The organism is Paenibacillus sp. Y568 (assembly GCF_059445545.1).
Map to the genome: position 1 here is coordinate 101,285 of NZ_JCAIUM010000013.1, position 18,027 is coordinate 119,311.

An 18,027-nucleotide genomic window follows, 5' to 3' on the forward strand; every position below is an offset into this window, starting at 1 on the left:
TTTACAAATATGAGGAGGACATTTTATCATGGCCTATTTTGAACAAGTTGGAAAAATTGCTTATGAAGGCAACGGATCGACTAACCCTTTTGCATTTAAAAATTATAACCCAGAAGAAGTAATTGCAGGTAAAACAATGGAAGAACATTTCCGTTTCGGTATGGCTTATTGGCATACATTGACTGCTGGCGGTTCAGACCCATTTGGTGCTAACACTGCTGTTCGTCCTTGGGATAAATATACAGGTATGGATCTAGCGAAAGCTCGCGTTGAAGCTGGCTTTGAATTTATGGAAAAAATGAACTTACCGTTCTTCTGCTTCCATGATATTGATATTGCTCCTGAAGGTAACAACCTTCGTGAATTCCAAACTAACATTGATGTTATCGTTGGATTGATTGAAGATCAAATGAAAGCAACAGGTAAGAAATTGTTGTGGAACACAGCGAACATGTTCACTAACCCACGCTTCATGCATGGTGCAGCATCAACAAACAATGCTGATGTATATGCTCACGCTGCAGCACAAATCAAGAAGGGTCTTGAAGTTGGTAAACGTCTTGGCGCTGAGAACTATGTGTTCTGGGGCGGTCGTGAAGGTTACGAAACTCTTCTTAATACAGATCTACAATTGGAACAAGACAACTTAGGTCGCATGTTCCACATGGCTGTAGATTATGCTAAGGAAATTGGCTTCGATGCGCAATTCTTGATCGAGCCTAAACCAAAAGAACCTACTAAACATCAATATGACTATGATGCAGCTACTTCTATTGCATTCTTGCAAAAATACGGTTTGGACAAACACTTCAAACTTAACCTTGAAGCTAACCATGCTACACTAGCTGGACATACATTTGATCATGAGATTCGTGTAGCTCGTATTAACGGTATGCTTGGTTCATTGGATGCTAACCAAGGAGATATGCTTCTTGGATGGGATACGGATGAATTCCCTACAGATATCTACGATGCAACACTTACAATGTATGAAGTTCTTAAGAATGGCGGAATTGGCCGTGGTGGCGTAAACTTTGATGCTAAAGTACGTCGTGCTTCCTTCGAGCCTGAAGATTTGTTCTTGGCACACATTGCAGGAATGGATACTTATGCTAAAGGTTTGAGAGTTGCTGCTAAATTGATCGAAGATCGCGTATTTGATAGCTTCATCGAAACTCGTTATAGCAGTTTCAGCGAAGGTATCGGAGCAGATGTTGTGAATGGTAAAGCTACATTATCATCACTTGCTGACTACGCCCTTAACAATGAGAATCCACGTAAGAACATCTCAGGTCGTCAAGAGCAACTTAAAGCAACATTGAATCAATACATCTATGCATAAATAGTAATCTATTTATAAAGGTTTAAGGGCCGCCGCTCCTTTCCCACGGGAAGGCGGCGGTCTTCTTTTTTTTATTATTTTTAACTAGGAGGATTATGATGAGTTACGTTATTGGGGTGGACTTAGGTACTAGTGCAGTAAAGACGGTGCTAGTAGACAAAGAAGGTCGCGTAGTGTTCGAAGCAACGGAAGCGTATCCACTGCTTCAACCGAAACCAGGGTATAGTGAACAGGATCCTGAAGAATGGGTAGAGAAAACGTTGATTGCTTTACACAAAATGATGAAAGATTCCGGTGTTAAGCCTTCGGAAGTCGAAGGACTAAGCTTCTCCGGACAAATGCATGGGTTAGTGTTAGTGGATCAAGCCGGGAAAGTACTTCGCAATGCGATCCTATGGAATGATACACGTACGACGCCACAGTGTCGTAAGATTGAGAAGACGTTAGGTGCAGATCTTCTACAAATCGCACGTAATCGTGCGTTAGAAGGATTCACATTACCTAAAATCCTATGGGTACAAGAGAATGAACCTGAACTGCTTAAGCAAGCAGCATTATTCTTACTGCCTAAGGATTATGTGCGTTATCGTTTAACTGGCGATTATGCCATGGATTATTCAGATGCAGCAGGAACACTACTACTTGATGTAGCGGGTAAGAATTGGAGTGAAAAGATTGCGAGCGCATTCGACTTGCCAGTATCTCTATGTCCAAAATTAGTTGAATCTTTCGACGAAGTGGGAACATTACTTCCTGATATCGCAGCGAAATCTGGCTTACTTCCTTCTACGAAGGTATTTGCAGGTGGTGCAGATAATGCCTGCGGCGCGATCGGTGCGGGTATTCTAAGTGAAGGACAAACAATGTGCAGTATTGGTACTTCAGGTGTTATTCTTTCTTATGAAGAACGTAAGAATCTAGACTTCGAAGGAAAAGTGCATTTCTTCAATCATGGTGAGAAGGATGCTTTCTACATTATGGGTGTTACGCTAGCAGGAGGATACAGTCTACAGTGGTTCAAAGAAAAGTTCGCTGCAGACCTCTCGTTCGATCAAATGCTTGAAGGAATCGATCAGATTCCTGTAGGTAGCGGTGGTCTACTCTTTACGCCATATATTGTTGGTGAACGTACTCCGCATCCAGATGCTAACATTCGTGGTAGCTTTATTGGAATCGATGCAGGACATGGTCGTGCGCATTTCGCTCGTTCTGTTATGGAAGGTATTACGTTCTCGCTGAAGGAATCGATTGAAATCCTACGGGAATCAGGTAAGACGATATCTGAGGTCATCTCCATTGGTGGAGGAACGAAGAATGAGAATTGGTTGCAGATGCAAGCGGATATCTTCAATGCCACGATTCTGAAGTTGGAAAGTGAGCAGGGACCTGCAATGGGAGCAGCAATGCTTGCAGCATACGGAAGTGGATGGTTCCCATCCCTACAAGCATGTGCATCACATTTCTTACGTACAGCTAAATCGTATGAACCGAATCCAGAAGCGGTAGCAGTATATGAGAAATTGTTCAGTCTATACCAGGAAGTATACGGACAAACACGTGATTTGAATGATAAACTTGTTGCTTTCCGTTAATAAATTTAAATAGTCATGCTAAATGATCCGTTGTTCTCTTCATATAGGAGAGAGTAACGGATTTTTTTGTAATGAGATAAGGAAGAGGCTTAGAGGTATTTTTATATATTCTAAGCATATATTTGGTTATTGAGGGTTAGGGATTCTGTTACTGTTGGGTAGTCGAATGGTTAGCACCGCACGCACATTGCACTTATACAATAAGGATGTGATACAATATTTGTGGGAATTAGCTAGAGAAGGGCAGGGTAATCATGAGAAAAAACCGCTATCAATTTGTAAAAGTACTGTTGATCGGAACTTTAATGGCGGTTGCAGTTCCACCTACTGTGGATTTTGAGCATGCTTTTGCTGCTTCAAAGGCTACTGTGGTTGTGAAATCCGTGAGTGACATCCAACAAGTATTACTGTCAGCTATGAATAGTCATCAAGTGAATGTAACGTTTGTATATAAGGGCAAGACTAAATCGCTCAAAACACAATTAAAACAAGCTTTGGACCAAGCAATGGAGAGCGATCCATATATCAATTATACGATTGCAAGTTATGGATATTCTTATAAAGGTAGCCCGAGTGCAGCGGATGTAACAGTTAAACTTAGTTATCGCGAGAGTGCCCAACAAACGGCATATGTAGAGAAACGTGTAAAGACTGTGCTGAATGAAATTATCACTCCGGGAATGAATGATCACGAGAAGGTCAAAGCGATCCATGACTGGATCGTCATTCATCTGCAATATGACACAACGCTACAGAAATATACGGCATATGAAGGTCTCAGTACGGGAAGTGCTGTATGTCAGGGATACTCCCTGTTGACTTACAAGATGCTGAAGGAAGCCGGAATACAGAATAAAATTGTAGAGGGTACTGCTACACCTGCGGGAAGTCGAGTAAGTCAACTTCATGCATGGAACTTAGTTCTTATATCAGGTGCGTGGTATCACTTGGATACTACATGGGACGATCCGGTTCCTGATCAGAAAAATGGAGTAGGCATAGAATATTATTTAAGAAATGATAAACAGATGCGTAAAGATCATACATGGACCAAGCCGTATCCAGCAGCGGTGACGTTATATCGCAACACATTATCTACACTTGTTCAGCAAGGTGGAAGCAAGACAAGCTTTTATAAGAAGTTAGTGAAGGATCTTCAGTATCAACTGTATGATAAAGGTGAAATTGTAGCATCTTCTACTCAATTAAAAGCAAAAGTTAAGGAAACCATTGCACAAGGTAATCGATCAATTATATTCAGGTTCCATGGCGATGAAGCCACGTTGATGGAGGCTCTTCAATATTTATATACGTTAAATATCAAGGGAATCTCATATAATCATAGTCCTTTTGAAGAGACGGGAGATTTGAAAGTGTTTGTTACTTGGAAGTAGTTGAAAGTTATCTGGACACGAATAGAGAAGGGCAGGATGCTGCCCTTCTCTATTTTTTTATATTATATATATATATATTGAGATGTTTATTTATGTTTGTGAATCCAAGTGGCGATATCTTCAATAATAATCGGAGCGACGTTAGAAGGTTGAGCATACTCCTCGCCAGTAGAAATTCCACTATATTCATTTAGAAGGTGTGTCACGTTAGGATATGATTTGTATTCCACATCCTGCCTGTGCTTCAACTCGCTCTTCCAAGCATTAAATTCAGCGATAGGTACTTGCCAGTCATTCACTCCTTGTAGTACAAGCATGGGACCCGTTTGCTTCTTGGCAAGGTCGGTTGGCTTGTAATCTCTTTGTTCGAACCACCAATAAGCCGGTTGAATTGGAAATGCCTCTGGAAGATGGTCAACTGAATATTGAGGGTCTTTCACGATGGCCGTAATGGCTGACCACTGTGCAGCTTGCGCTTCATAAGGTGCAGGATCTTGACCTAATTCCTTGATTCGATGAATCACTTCTTTCAGTTGTTCCTCTAGTACATCAACAAATTTGGAACTTGGTCCGGATAAAAGAATAGTGCCAGCGATATCGCCATCTATATCAGCTGCGACAATGAGTGGCATAGCGTATCCACCTTGGCTATGACCCGCGACATAAATGTGAGAAGAGGATATTTTAGGATTTGAATGCAATAGTTCTACAGCTGAGATAGCATCATCAACAGTCTCATTCTTCAATGTGAACTTCGAATTGGTGGCTACTTTAAAGGTATGTTCATATGTCACCTTATCGTATCGAAGAACAGCAATGCCCTTTGCGGCGAGGCCGACGGCAAGATCATGTAGAGGCTTAGCACCACCTATAGAGGAATCACGATCGTTGGGTCCAGAGCCGTGTACTAATACAACTGCCGGGAATGGTCCTTCACCAACTGGCATAGTGAGGGTACCAGGTAGCGCAAGTGTACCCTTTCCCACGACGACTTCTTGTTCGGTGTAAGTTGCCGGATTGTCATAGGATGGCTTCTGATAAGTTGAAGCCGACGTTACGGCTATATTCATATCGTCGATCTGTCCTTCTTGATTCAGGCGTAATGTAATATTGAAGGGAATTGTGTTTGTCTTGATGCTATAAGTCACATTTCGATGAATGGCATTCGTTTTCTCTGTCTTAATAGGTTCTCCGCCAACAGATTTGCCATAGACTTGTTCGTAATTGCCCCATAGAACATCTAGAATCTGAGAAGGTAAGACTTGTTTCAATGCAGGGCTCATATATTCGTATGCTTTGGCTCCATTTCCGACTTGTAACTGATCCAAGAACAGATCTGCGGTATCCATCGATACTGATTCATGGGGAGTGGATTCTGTTCCGGCAAAGATGAGATTCATGAATTCCACGGGTATCATGGCTTGGTTCGAAACTATTTGGACGGGCTCAGCTAAGGCGACAGATTTCCCATTTACGGTAGCCTGTGAATCACCTATAGCAAGAACCAACGTTGTAGTTCCCTTCGTGATGGTTACCTTGTGGGATACTTGATCCCATTTCACCATGGCGCCAAGGGATTTTGCTGTCTCACGAACAGGTGCGGTTGTATCAATTGGTTCGGACATAGCTGAGGCGACTGTCATAGGTATAGCGAGACTTAAGGCGATAGAAGCAGCTGTTACGGTTCGTACGACTTTGAATTTCTTCATAATCATTCTCCTTTGTATAAATTTCAAGCTAAACCTAGCTAACGAAAAGAGAGACAATGATGCTAACAGCTGGAATAGCGAGCAAGAACACCCAAGCCATGGGTCTAGCAAAATTGACAGTCCAACCAATCCCCATCCGTTTCTCAATCCAGATGGATGGATCTTGAGGGTTGAAATAAATGCCACCGAGTTTCCAGTGAGAATCATCATTGATGGGTGCTGTATGTGAACTTGTTGGTGTTCTACCGATACGGCTACCGCCCTGACCCGTGGTGAATGCAAAAACCATGGTTCCTATAATAATGATAGCTATTAGGATGGTACTGACAAGCCCGACCATTTCTGTATTTAACTCGAATAGCATGTTCAACTGGATGAATGAAAATAACAGTACTATAAGCAGTCCTATAATCAGCATTAACAATGATGATCTGCGACGGAATAGTGTGTTCTGCTTAATCGACTTCTCTGGATTACTAGAGCTGATCTGTTGTTTGCTCTTAAGAATTGCCCAGTTCAAGAACATGAATAAGCATGTCATCACAAATTGCATTAAGTTAAGGCCGAGTACGCTTGAGTAGGATTTAGCTACACTATTTGTCACATGACCTTGAAAATCGAACTTCATAGCTATGGTGTCAGGGAATTGATCATAGTATTTTAACGCTAGAAATGCACTAACAATGGTTATTATGAAATGAATGATGAACCACTTGTTTGAGAAGATTAGTTTATTGCGTCTAAATCCTGTATCCACAGCGAGGATGGAGGATCTAGGTGATGGGGTAATCGGGTGTTCGGATTTGTATTTCTTCATCTTTAAGTAAAACAAATAATTAATAATTAGGGAACTAACGACAATGATTCCGACGCAGATTCCGATGATATCCTCTTGATGCACAGCATCACTTATGGCTGAGGTGATGATACATAATAAGAGTACCACCGTATAGATGAGAGAATTCATCCAGACATACTTTTTACGTAACGATCGTAGGGGCTCACTATAGTACATCTCTTCGCTGACAGATACACCAAAGCTAACGGTGTCACGAGTGAGATATGGCGTACAAATGAGCAGTAGCGAGACGGGCACAAACATAAGTATCAGAATAAGGGTAGAGAGCCAATCCATTAGTCATTCTCCTTTATGTTCAGAATTTCATCGTGAATATGTTCGGTAATGTGGAGGAGTTGTTCCTTTGTCATTCCGCGACATATGGCTTCGGCAATGATGGGTTTTAATTGGTCATGTTGTTTGAATTCATACTTGGGAGTCACCCCAGGCATGCCATCGGGTTGCACAACGACACCTTTTTGCCGATGGATTTGAATGAATCCTTCCTGTTTCAGTAACGTATATGCCTTGTTAACCGTATGCAGGTTGACTCCAATATCGGATGCTAGACCACGAACAGAAGGGAGGGCCTCACCCAGTTGAAGATCGCCGCTAGCAATTCCCTCGATAATTTGATTTATCAGTTGCGTATAGATTGGAACATCGGATTGCATATCAAGTTGAATAATCAATAAGTTCCTCTCCTTGTTTGATATTTATATCTGTTATACAACAAATATAACAGATGGAACATAGTTTGTGAATAGTGAAATTATGAATTAGGCAAAAGAGCGCCACTGGATATGTCCAGTGGCGCTCTTTATAAGTAAGTTCTATGTAGTTGATGAGTTAAAATTATTTGGTTTTCCCCATTTTCTCGATAAGAATATCTTGAAAGGTTTTTTTGGAGGAGTCGTCAGAGCTATCCTTCTTCGAAGGACTTGTGATTTGTGGACGATGATATTGAGAGTGGTACGGGATAATGTAATTAATGTTCAGCATAAGACGATACCTCCTATGTGTTCATGATTAAGCGTGATTCACGCTATATCCTTTTATACCCGACCCAGACATGGATTAAACAACTATTTATTATTTTAAATAAAGTTAGAAAAAAGCCCCATGCAGAAAGAATATCTTCATGGGACTTCTGAATATTTTATAAATGACGTATTATTTCATGCTTTACCCGTTCTTAATCATTTGGCGGAGTACCGTCTGTAGAATACCACCATTATGATAATAATCAACATCAACCATACTGTCTAAACGTGCTGTAACGGTGAAGTCAAATTGTGTACCGTCTTCACGAGTTGCAGTGACCGTAAGTTCTTGACCTGGTTTAATGTCATTGTTAACACCGACGATATCAAATGTTTCACGACCATTAAGTCCGAGACTAGTCCAGCCAGTACCATCTTGGAATTGTAAAGGCAGAACGCCCATACCAACAAGGTTACTACGGTGGATACGTTCATAGCTCTCTGCAATGACTGCTTTGACACCGAGAAGAGTAGTCCCTTTTGCAGCCCAGTCACGCGAGCTACCTGTTCCATACTCTTTACCTGCAATGACGATCAGATTCTGTTTATGGTCTTGATAATCCATAGAAGCATCATAAATGGACATCACTTCGTCAGTTAATAGATTCGTAGTTACGCCGCCTTCCGTTCCTGGAGCGACTTGGTTACGAATACGAATGTTGGCGAAGGTTCCACGCATCATAACTTCGTGGTTACCACGTCGGGAGCCGTAGGAGTTGAAATCTTTGCGTTCCACGCCGTGTTCTTTCAAATAAAGACCTGCAGGGCTAGAAGGTGAAATGCTACCCGCTGGTGAAATATGGTCTGTTGTGACCGAATCACTGAGAAGGGCTAATACACGAGCAGAACGAATATCTTCAATATCGGTTAGATCCGTTCCAAGATTCTCGAAGAATGGTGGGTTCTGAATGTAAGTGGATTTATCATCCCATTCATAGAGTTCACCTTCGGGTACAGGAATGGCATTCCAACGTTCATTCGCTGTAAATACATTCTCGTACTTCTGACGGAACATTTCTGGTGTAAGGGACATGCCAATAGCTTCTTTAATCTCTGCAGAAGTTGGCCAGATATCTTTCAGATAGACAGGTTGATTATTCTGATCATAACCCAACGGATCATTGTTCAGGTCAATATTAACCGTTCCTGCAAGAGCATAGGCTACAACTAATGGTGGGGAAGCAAGATAGTTAGCCTTAACCTGAGCATGAACACGACCCTCAAAGTTACGGTTACCTGATAATACGGCAGCCACCGTCAGATCGTTATCTGCAATCGCTTGGCTTACTTCATCAGGTAGTGGACCTGAGTTACCAATACATGTTGCACATCCATATCCCGCAAGGTAGAACCCAAGAGCCTCAAGTGATTCTAGTAGTCCTGCTTTCTTCAGATATTCGGTTACGACAAGGGAACCTGGTGTTAGACTGCTCTTCACATAACCTGGTTTTTTTAATCCGCGTTCTACTGCCTTCTTCGCAAGAAGCCCAGCCCCTAGCATTACACTTGGGTTGGAAGTGTTCGTACAGCTAGTAATAGCAGCAATAACGACAGCACCTGTTCCAAGTTCACTAACTGAACCGTCGGAATGTTGAATCTTTACAGTCTCCTCAATTTTGCTATCACTAAGACCATAACCACCTTTATCAACAGGTGTCCGCATGATGTCATTGAAGGCATCCTTCATATGAGTCAATTCAATACGATCCTGAGGACGTTTCGGACCAGCTAAGCTAGGTACGATAGAAGCCAAATCGAGTTCAATCACATCTGTAAATTCAGGATCGACAGTATCTACCGTGCGGAACATATGTTGTGCCTTGTAGTAAGCTTCTACTAGCGCAACCTGTTCATCAGAACGTCCTGTATTACGTAGGTATGTCAACGTCTCATCATCTACTGGGAAGTAACCAATAGTAGCGCCATATTCAGGAGCCATATTAGCCACAGTAGCACGATCAGCTAGGCTAATGTTTGCTAAGCCTGGGCCGTAGAACTCGACGAATTTACCAACAACACCCTTTTTACGCAAAATTTGAGTTACGGTTAGAGCTAAGTCTGTCGCGGTTGCGCCTTCTGTTAGGCTACCTGTGAGCTTGAATCCAACAACATCAGGCATGATGAAGTAAAGCGGTTGTCCAAGCATTCCAGCTTCTGCTTCAATTCCACCTACGCCCCAACCAACAACACCAAGTCCGTTAATCATGGTAGTGTGGGAATCCGTTCCTACTAAGGAGTCAGGATAAACAACAGTCTCTCCATCAATCGTCTTCGTTGCTGCAACAGAGGCGAGGTACTCAAGATTGACTTGGTGTACGATTCCGGTTGCAGGAGGAACAGCACGGAAGTTATTGAATGCTGTTTGAGCCCAACGTAAGAAGCGATAGCGTTCTTCATTCCGTTCAAATTCAACTTCCATATTATACTCAAGCGCATCCGCTGTGCCGAATGCATCAACCATTACAGAGTGGTCTATGACAAGATCGACAGGCACTAGGGGGTTAATCTTCTTAGGATCACCACCGGCCTTTTTCACGGTATCACGCATTGCGGCTAGATCAACAACTACGGGTACACCAGTGAAGTCTTGCAGTACGATCCGTGCTGGAATAAACGGAATTTCTTTGTTCTCGTCACGACCCTTATTCCAGTCGGCTAGTTGTTTAATGTGTTCTTCTGTTATTGCCCGTCCATCGAACTGACGAACAGCAGCCTCTAAAAGTACTTTAATGGAGTAAGGTAGTGTTGAAATACTTCCAATACCTTGATCTTCTAAAGATTGTAGGCTGTAGTAACGATAGTTCTTACCACCAACTTCTAGATTACGAGCGGTAGAGAATTGATCTTTTCCTGACATACACAATTTCCTCCTTATTGTTGAGAATACTGCCATTGTTTCACTAGATGAAACATAATTTCATAATTTAATGTTTAATTTAAGTATACCGTTTACATTGAAGGTAGTAAAGAAGTTTTTGACTTTATTTGAGTCCTAATTTGGAGCACACGACCACGTTCATAACGTATTTGGCAAGCATGTATCCGGAGATGAATTCAGCCTTAGGAAGATTCATCATGACCCTATTCCATGAGAATAAATGGATAGTGCAAGGATTACGCTCATATATTGAAATATATAGGTGTATACCATTTGCAGAAGGGGAGAAATGTTCTTATGGAGCAGGAATGGAAGCAAGTCCTTTTTACTTACGTCAACCAATATAATCAATGTCAGATCGATGATCACGGAGAGACAAGGAATCAAATTGTAACGGATCTTCACTTTTTAATGGAGAGATCGGAACGCACAAGAAGGCTTAATGAATGGTATGTGTCACGAGATGCTCAGCCGTTACGGAGCGAGACAAGGGCCACGCTACTACGAACGATTCAAGAAACACCACAAGAAGTGGTTGTAGATATCCAATTGCATTCCTCACTCTTTTATACTAAGGGTGGAATGACTCATCGGGAAGACACGATTCAACGTCAACGGCTTACCTTTATTCGAGATGGTGAGGAATGGGTAATTGTGTCCGTGGAACAGCTGACTGTAGAACGGCATCCCACCCTACAACATGCTGTGCCATCTAATAGTACAGAAGATATGTATGGCGGAGGAACAGGTCCCTATCTAAATGCTCATGTATTGGGTGGTGGAGCGGGACGGCGTTCGACGAAGTATCGTCGAGAAGAGGCTGTAGCTTATGCAAATCAATGGTGGGACACGGAGAATCCAGAATTCACAGCTTTTGCTGTCAATTGCACGAACTATATCTCGCAATGTCTCTTTGCAGGGGGGGCTCCAATCCACTATACTGGTAACAGAGCTACAGGATGGTGGTACAAAGGATTTATTAATGGTAAGGAATGGTGGAGTTATAGTTGGGCGGTGTCCAATAGCCTAGAACAGATGCTTAGAACTAGTACGTGGGGTTTGAGAGCGGAAGTCGTTGACCGGCCCGAGCAACTGATGCTAGGTGATGTGATTGTTTACGATTGGGATGGTAATGGCAACTACGAGCATAGTACCATTGTGACAGCCTATGATGCGGGTGGAATGCCGTTAGTCAATGCTAATACGGTAAGTAGTCGGCATCGTTATTGGGATTATAAAGATTCCTACGCATGGCAGGAGAATACAAAGTATCAGTTTTTGCACATCTCTGATGTGTTTTAGGGATCAAAAGAATTAAATTATATATGAAAGAAAGAGGTTAGGCATGAGTAAATCTACAGTAGGTCTTGTATACGGCGGTAAATCGGGAGAACATGAAGTTTCATTACAAACAGCATTCGCGGTCATGAATGCCTTTGATTACAATAAATATGAAATTGTTCCATTGTATATTACGAAGCAAGGTGATTGGCGGAAAGGGGAAGTACGACGGTCTCCTTTTGAACGGATTGAAGATCTTAAACTTGAGAATCATTCAGAAGGAACACAAGCAGCGTTAAGTGTACTGTTCAGTCGGTTATACGCTGGTGATGAATCTTCTACAACATTGGATCTGATGTTCCCACTACTTCATGGTACGTTTGGTGAAGATGGTACGATTCAGGGATTATTTGAAATGGCTAACATGCCTTATGTTGGTGCTGGAGTATTGGCTTCAGCTGCAGGGATGGATAAAGTCGTTATGAAGAAGTTATTTGCGGAAGCAGGGTTGCCACAATGTGGTTATCGTTATTTTACACGTAGTCAATGGAAGCGCGATAGCTATAACCTGATCTTAGGTGTAGAGGATCATTTAGGTTATCCATGTTTTGTTAAACCAGCTAATCTAGGATCTAGCGTAGGAATTTCGAAGGCGAAAGACCGTGAAGAGCTTACAGCTGCCGTGGAATATGCCTTCCGTTATGATATTAAGGTTATTGTTGAAGAATTTGTCGATGCTAGAGAAGTGGAAGTTAGCGTACTTGGGAATGATGAACCTATGGCCTCCGTTCCTGGTGAGATCGTATCCACTAGTGAGTATTATGACTATGCTGCAAAATATACAGATGGTCAGTCACAAATGTTGATTCCTGCACCATTAGATTCAGAAATGGCCGATCGCATTCGTGAAGCTGCTATTATTGCATTCCAAGCGATTGAAGGCAGTGGAATTAGCCGTGCAGATTTCTTCGTACGTAAATCAGATCAAGCTATATTCATTAACGAATTAAATACAATGCCTGGATTTACTCCTTACAGTATGTATCCACTATTGTGGCGCGAGACAGGCTTAAGTTATGCTGCGTTGCTAGATCGTATGATTGAATTGGCATTAGAACGTTACGCCAGCAAGCAGGAGTTGGATTACAATAACGATCTGTAGTCCAATCTTCTTATCTTGAGTTGAAGAAAAGAGGAATTCGGTATGGGTTTTCAGACGGAATTTAATTCAGTATGTAAGTTCAAGAATGAACAGGAACTCTATGAATTGTTAGAATATGGACGTGGAAAAATGGTTAAGAAAGGCTTTCGCGTCTATCCAACAGGACAGAAGGTCATTGCGTACACACCGAATAATGTGGCTATTGCAATCGTCAAAATTGTCGGATGTATCGCTGAAATTAACTTTCAGGGAGACGAAGTGACAGAAGTGGAGATGGAGTTCATTCGTAAACTAAATGATGATGAATCTCGAATTCAGACTAATTTAGCGTATGAGATGTTCTTCTGCGAACAAGAGGCATGATTGTTCGTTTCGGTTATGTAGCGATGTCTAAGGTGGTGCAGAATGCATCTCCTTCCAAGACGATGACGATGGCGAGTTTCAATAAGATATCTGATCGGGAAGCGGCGCTTCGGAAGCTGGAGCGAATTGCTCAGGAGAATCTGCACAATACGTTGCGGCTTCTGAAGCATTGTATTGGACATGACATTAAGGTATATCGATTCTCTTCAAAGTTGATTCCATTAGCAACACATGGGGATCTTGCAGATTGGAACCCTATGATCGCACTGAAGGATTCATTTCTTGAAGTAGGAGACTACATTAACAAACATGGAATGAGAGTCTCCTTTCATCCTGATCATTTCACCGTGTTAAGTACGCCTCGTCCTGAGGTGTTAATCAGCTCGGTTCGTGATCTCCATCATCATGTGTCTATGCTTACAGCGATGGGTCTGAATGCTACGGCTAAGAACAATATTCATATAGGCGGAGCTTATGGAGACAAGCTGTCTGCAGCAGCGAGGTTTGAAGAGCATTTTGCCCAATTGAGTAGTGATATTCAGGAACGGCTAACGCTTGAGAATGACGATAAGACATTTAATGCTGTTGAGACTTTGAACGTATGCCAGCATGTTGGACTACCTATGGTTCTGGATATTCATCATCAATGGGTGAACAACGAGGGAGAGCAACCTTGGGACCTGTGGCCAGATATTCTTAAGACATGGGGTAGCCCACTAGCACAAGCTGATACATTACCTGGTATGCCACTTGCTCCTAAGATTCATGTATCTAGCCCGAAGAGTGTCACGGATATCCGAAGTCATGCAGATGGCATCGAGATCGGTCCACTACTGGATTTCTTGAGACATATCTCAGGCGACACGCAGAATTTGGATGTTATGATTGAAGCGAAAAATAAAGATGTGGCTTTGTTTGGATTGATGGAGGATATGGCTCAGTTCACTTCTGAAGGGGTAACTATTCGGGATGGGTCAACCATCGAAATTCTCCCTTAACTGCGAAAGTGAATCCGTGCTTGAAATGAAAGGTAAAATGAGGTATTTTGAAATGTAATCATGATTACTTTGAATGGTTGAAGGGAGATAATAATGGTGGGGAAGCTGTTAGAAGGAAAGAATATCGTTGTGATGGGTGTTGCAAATGATCGGAGCATTGCTTGGGGGATCGCTCAGAGCTTAGCAGACCAAGGCGCACGACTTGCATTTACATATGAAAGTGAACGGGTAGAAGGACGTGTTCGTAAGCTAGCAGACACGATTCCAAATTCGCTAGTTCTTCCTTGTAACGTAACCAACGATGCAGATATCGATCAACTTGCGGAGACACTGAAGGGTGAATTTGGTGTACTTCATGGTATTGCACATTGTATAGCTTTTGCAAAAGGAGAAGATCTAGAAGGCCAATTCTACGATACATCCCGTGATGGCTTCGCTCTAGCTCATGACGTAAGCGTGTATTCGCTCGTTGCTGTGGTTCAACGATTACAGCCACTTATGACTGAAGGCGGTAGCGTGGTAACGTTGAGTTATATGGGTGCTGTACGCGTGATGCGCAATTACAACGTAATGGGTGTGGCTAAGGCTGCTTTAGAGTCTTCTGTTATGTATTTGGCTAATGATCTAGGAGAACGAAATATCCGTGTTAACGCAATCTCAGCAGGACCTATTCGTACCTTGGCTGCTAAGGGAATTGGAGATTTCAACTCCATTCTGAAGATTGTTGAGGAGAAAGCCCCTCTTCGTCGTGGAACGGATACGGCAGAAGTTGGAGATACCGCAATGTTCTTAATGAGCCACTTATCCCGAGGTATTACTGGTGAAGTTATATATGTTGATAGTGGATATCACATTACCGGTGTCTAGACTCCATTACAATTAAGCTCAATCATATGAGCACTGAAGTATGAACAATATCAAAGTTCGTTCTGGATCCAAGCCCAAGGAAAGGCGCGGCAAGGGACGGACTTTTTGTTTGTTATGGAAGAACAATATCATCAATTAGTCGGAAAAAGGCTATAATGGCGCCATTTGTCTGAAACTTTGAACAAGGAATGGCGTATACTTGTAAAAAAGAGAAATGAATTGATAGATTTAAACAGAAAGTAGATGAGTGCTTTGAACAGAGAGGAAAAGGTTCCTTATGTCGTGACAAGCAAGGGATATACCGCAGTCGCGATTAATGCGGCAGCAAAAGCTGGGGAATGGATTAAGAGTAAATTAGGTACAGTTAAAGAATTGAGTACTAAGTATTCTCCGCAAGATCTAGTGACTGAAGTAGATAAAGGTGCGGAGCAGATGATTCGTAAGCTTATTCTGACTCATTTCCCGGATCATGCTATTCTTGGTGAAGAAGGGGTCGAACCTGGACCACAAGCTTCAGCACGGGCGTTGGAAGAATCTATAGAAGAAGAATACTTATGGATTGTTGATCCTGTAGATGGTACAACAAATTATGTACATGGATATCCTTTTTATGCCGTGTCCATTGCGCTTGCCCATAAAGGAGAAGTCATTGTAGGTGTCATTTATGATCCCTCTAGAGATGAATTGTTTGTGGCTGAGAAAGGGAAGGGAGCTTACGTACACGGTAATCCTACCCATGTATCCATAGAGAATACATTGGCAACAAGTCTTCTAGCAACGGGATTTCCTGCAGATCATAGTTTCGCTTTTCCTATCAACATGGCAGGATTGCAGCATCTAGCTCCAAATGTTCGTAATATTCGTTCTGGTGGATCGGCAGCATTACACATGGCATATGTAGCAACGGGTAGAATAAGCGGTTATTGGGAAATTGGCCTGAATTCATGGGATTTAGCAGCGGGTGTCCTATTGGTAAAAGAATCAGGCGGAACCGTTACCGATACCCTAGGACGTCCATATGATTTAAGTGTAAGACATATCGTAGCTAGTAATGGACATATTCATGATGAGTTGGTCGATTCTCTTAAGGAAGCGGAAGCGACTGGACTATAGGGGTATGAATGTATTGAAGAAGATGAAGAGTTGAACACTCAAAATGGATTAGTTTCCTTAAAATAGAGTAATTCCCTTAAAATTTAGGGAATACTCTTTTTTTGCGTACATTTTTAATGGTAAGATGGTTAAACCGAGACCCATCGAATGATAGAGGGTAGCGAGTTATTCAGGGGGAGTTGAAGGAATGTTTCAATGGAAGAAGTATATTTCGGCCACAACTGGACTAGTATTGTTATCTTCTATGCTAATCGGTGTAGTAAGTGCATCTACACCAAGTGAAGGGCCTGTGCAAAGTTCCTATCGCGTTGTTGCCATTGGGGATTCTCTTTCAGTTGGTTATGAACCAGCAATGGATGAGAACAGCGTACCCTATGGTTTCGTGGAGAGATTACACGAGCAGGGGCTATTCCGTGGGAGAACAACGGTAGCCAATTACGGCATATTAGGGTTGAAGGGAACAGGTCTAGAACACTTCGTTGAAGCAGCAAAGAAGGGACAGTCCATCACAGCCGATGCCATTCAGGCAGGTCTTCCTGATCCTAGAGCTGACAAGATTGGTGCTTCTGCAATTCAACTAAAAGAGGATATTACATCAGCTGACCTCATTACGATTACTATCGGTGGCAATGATTTCAAACCTATTATTGAGAGTTCACTTACATCAGGAAGCGAAGGTCTCATGTCGAGTATGGAGAGCTTATTCACTTCTTATAAGACTTCTATGACTTCTGTCATTGGTAATATACATGAATTAAATCCAGATGCATTAATCGTGGTAGCCGATCAATATAACCCGATCCCCTCCATTGCTAACCGAGAGATATATCCTAACTTGATTGCATCTGCCACTGCATTCACAGATGTTGTAGATAAGTTAGCAGCAGGTTATCAGAGTCAAGGGATCAATGTAAAGGTAGCCCATGTGGCGAAGGAATTCGCTGGTGGTGAATCAACAATGACTCATATTATTGTAGATCGAGATATCCATCCTAATCAATTAGGATACGAGGCAATAGCTAAAGTATTTACAGAAACCATTTGGGGACAATACCTGAAGCCATCCACAGTAGACAAAGCATTGCCGATGACAATTGTGGTGAAGGGACAGGAGCTGAAGACCCCTTATCAGCCTGTACTACGAAATAATCAGAACTATGTTGCGATCAAAGATATCGTTGATGCAGTGGGGGCTACTTCTATATGGGATAGCAAAACATCCAGTGCTACGATTACAAATGGTGATTTAACAGTCGTTATCACAATTGGCTCATCAAGTGTAGTAGTAAATGGTCAATCTATACCTGTTAGTACACCGGCCTTTATAAATAAAGTAGGCAAAGAAGGAAAGACTTATGTTCCATTAGCTGTATTGGCTACAGGACTAGGTTTTGATGTAGAATATAGTGCTAAATTAAGAACAGCTTTTATAAATCCATAACATAAT

15 protein-coding genes are annotated in these 18,027 nt (G+C 42.1%); 10 read left to right on the forward strand and 5 right to left on the reverse strand.

The features are described 5' to 3' along the window. Positions 1–28 precede the first annotated feature (28 nt). From xylA to AC1D7X_RS18160, 3 genes are all read left to right on the forward strand, one after another. A complete protein-coding gene (xylA, locus tag AC1D7X_RS18150; protein ID WP_495475841.1) occupies positions 29–1,342 on the forward strand; it encodes a xylose isomerase in 1,314 nt (437 codons plus the stop codon). Positions 1,343–1,440: 98 nt separating this feature from the next. Beyond that, a complete protein-coding gene (xylB, locus tag AC1D7X_RS18155; RefSeq protein ID WP_495458095.1) occupies positions 1,441–2,934 on the forward strand; it encodes a xylulokinase in 1,494 nt (497 codons plus the stop codon). A gap of 254 nt (positions 2,935–3,188) precedes the next feature. Then, entirely contained in the window at positions 3,189–4,328 is a 1,140-nt protein-coding gene (locus AC1D7X_RS18160) for a transglutaminase domain-containing protein (RefSeq protein WP_495458094.1), read from the forward strand. 86 nt (positions 4,329–4,414) lie between these two features. On the opposite strand, the gene AC1D7X_RS18165 is transcribed toward AC1D7X_RS18160, so the two are convergent. From AC1D7X_RS18165 to acnA, 5 genes are all read right to left on the reverse strand, one after another. Further along, positions 4,415–6,037: an alpha/beta hydrolase family protein gene (locus AC1D7X_RS18165; RefSeq protein WP_495458093.1), complete on the reverse strand. Its 1,623-nt coding sequence runs from the start codon at positions 6,035–6,037 to the stop codon at positions 4,415–4,417. Positions 6,038–6,071: 34 nt separating this feature from the next. After that, positions 6,072–7,172 (reverse strand): DUF1648 domain-containing protein, encoded by a 1,101-nt coding sequence (locus AC1D7X_RS18170; protein ID WP_495458092.1) that lies wholly within the window; start codon positions 7,170–7,172, stop codon positions 6,072–6,074. After that, positions 7,172–7,567, reverse strand: coding sequence for a GntR family transcriptional regulator (locus AC1D7X_RS18175; protein WP_495475842.1), 396 nt, complete (start codon positions 7,565–7,567; stop codon positions 7,172–7,174). The genes AC1D7X_RS18170 and AC1D7X_RS18175 overlap by 1 nt, the downstream gene beginning before the upstream one ends. A gap of 163 nt (positions 7,568–7,730) precedes the next feature. Beyond that, positions 7,731–7,877 carry a hypothetical protein gene (locus tag AC1D7X_RS18180; RefSeq protein ID WP_495458090.1) on the reverse strand — a complete coding sequence of 49 codons (147 nt, stop codon included), beginning with the start codon at positions 7,875–7,877 and terminating at the stop codon, positions 7,731–7,733. A 183-nt stretch (positions 7,878–8,060) separates the two neighbouring features. Continuing rightward, entirely contained in the window at positions 8,061–10,775 is a 2,715-nt protein-coding gene (acnA, locus tag AC1D7X_RS18185) for an aconitate hydratase AcnA (protein ID WP_495475843.1), read from the reverse strand. A gap of 318 nt (positions 10,776–11,093) precedes the next feature. Between acnA and AC1D7X_RS18190 the strand changes: the two genes are divergently transcribed. The 7 genes from AC1D7X_RS18190 to AC1D7X_RS18220 all read left to right on the forward strand — a co-directional run bounded on the left by AC1D7X_RS18190 (position 11,094) and on the right by AC1D7X_RS18220 (position 18,021). Beyond that, the gene (locus AC1D7X_RS18190) at positions 11,094–12,098 is read left to right on the forward strand and encodes an amidase domain-containing protein (protein ID WP_495458088.1); all 1,005 of its coding nucleotides are present in this window, start codon (positions 11,094–11,096) and stop codon (positions 12,096–12,098) included. 43 nt (positions 12,099–12,141) lie between these two features. Then, positions 12,142–13,239 carry a D-alanine--D-alanine ligase gene (locus tag AC1D7X_RS18195; RefSeq protein WP_495458087.1) on the forward strand — a complete coding sequence of 366 codons (1,098 nt, stop codon included), beginning with the start codon at positions 12,142–12,144 and terminating at the stop codon, positions 13,237–13,239. Between the two features lie 42 nt (positions 13,240–13,281). After that, positions 13,282–13,602, forward strand: a complete 321-nt coding sequence (locus tag AC1D7X_RS18200) for a hypothetical protein (protein ID WP_495458086.1) — start codon at positions 13,282–13,284, stop codon at positions 13,600–13,602. After that, the gene (gene uvsE, locus AC1D7X_RS18205) at positions 13,599–14,600 is read left to right on the forward strand and encodes a UV DNA damage repair endonuclease UvsE (protein WP_495458085.1); all 1,002 of its coding nucleotides are present in this window, start codon (positions 13,599–13,601) and stop codon (positions 14,598–14,600) included. The genes AC1D7X_RS18200 and uvsE overlap by 4 nt, the downstream gene beginning before the upstream one ends. 96 nt (positions 14,601–14,696) lie before the next feature. Further along, complete coding sequence (fabI, locus tag AC1D7X_RS18210; RefSeq protein WP_495458153.1) at positions 14,697–15,467, forward strand: enoyl-ACP reductase FabI; 771 nt, start codon at positions 14,697–14,699, stop codon at positions 15,465–15,467. 243 nt (positions 15,468–15,710) lie between these two features. Beyond that, positions 15,711–16,580 carry an inositol monophosphatase family protein gene (locus AC1D7X_RS18215; RefSeq protein ID WP_495475844.1) on the forward strand — a complete coding sequence of 290 codons (870 nt, stop codon included), beginning with the start codon at positions 15,711–15,713 and terminating at the stop codon, positions 16,578–16,580. Between the two features lie 187 nt (positions 16,581–16,767). Beyond that, positions 16,768–18,021 (forward strand): stalk domain-containing protein, encoded by a 1,254-nt coding sequence (locus AC1D7X_RS18220; RefSeq protein WP_495475845.1) that lies wholly within the window; start codon positions 16,768–16,770, stop codon positions 18,019–18,021. Positions 18,022–18,027 lie beyond the last annotated feature (6 nt).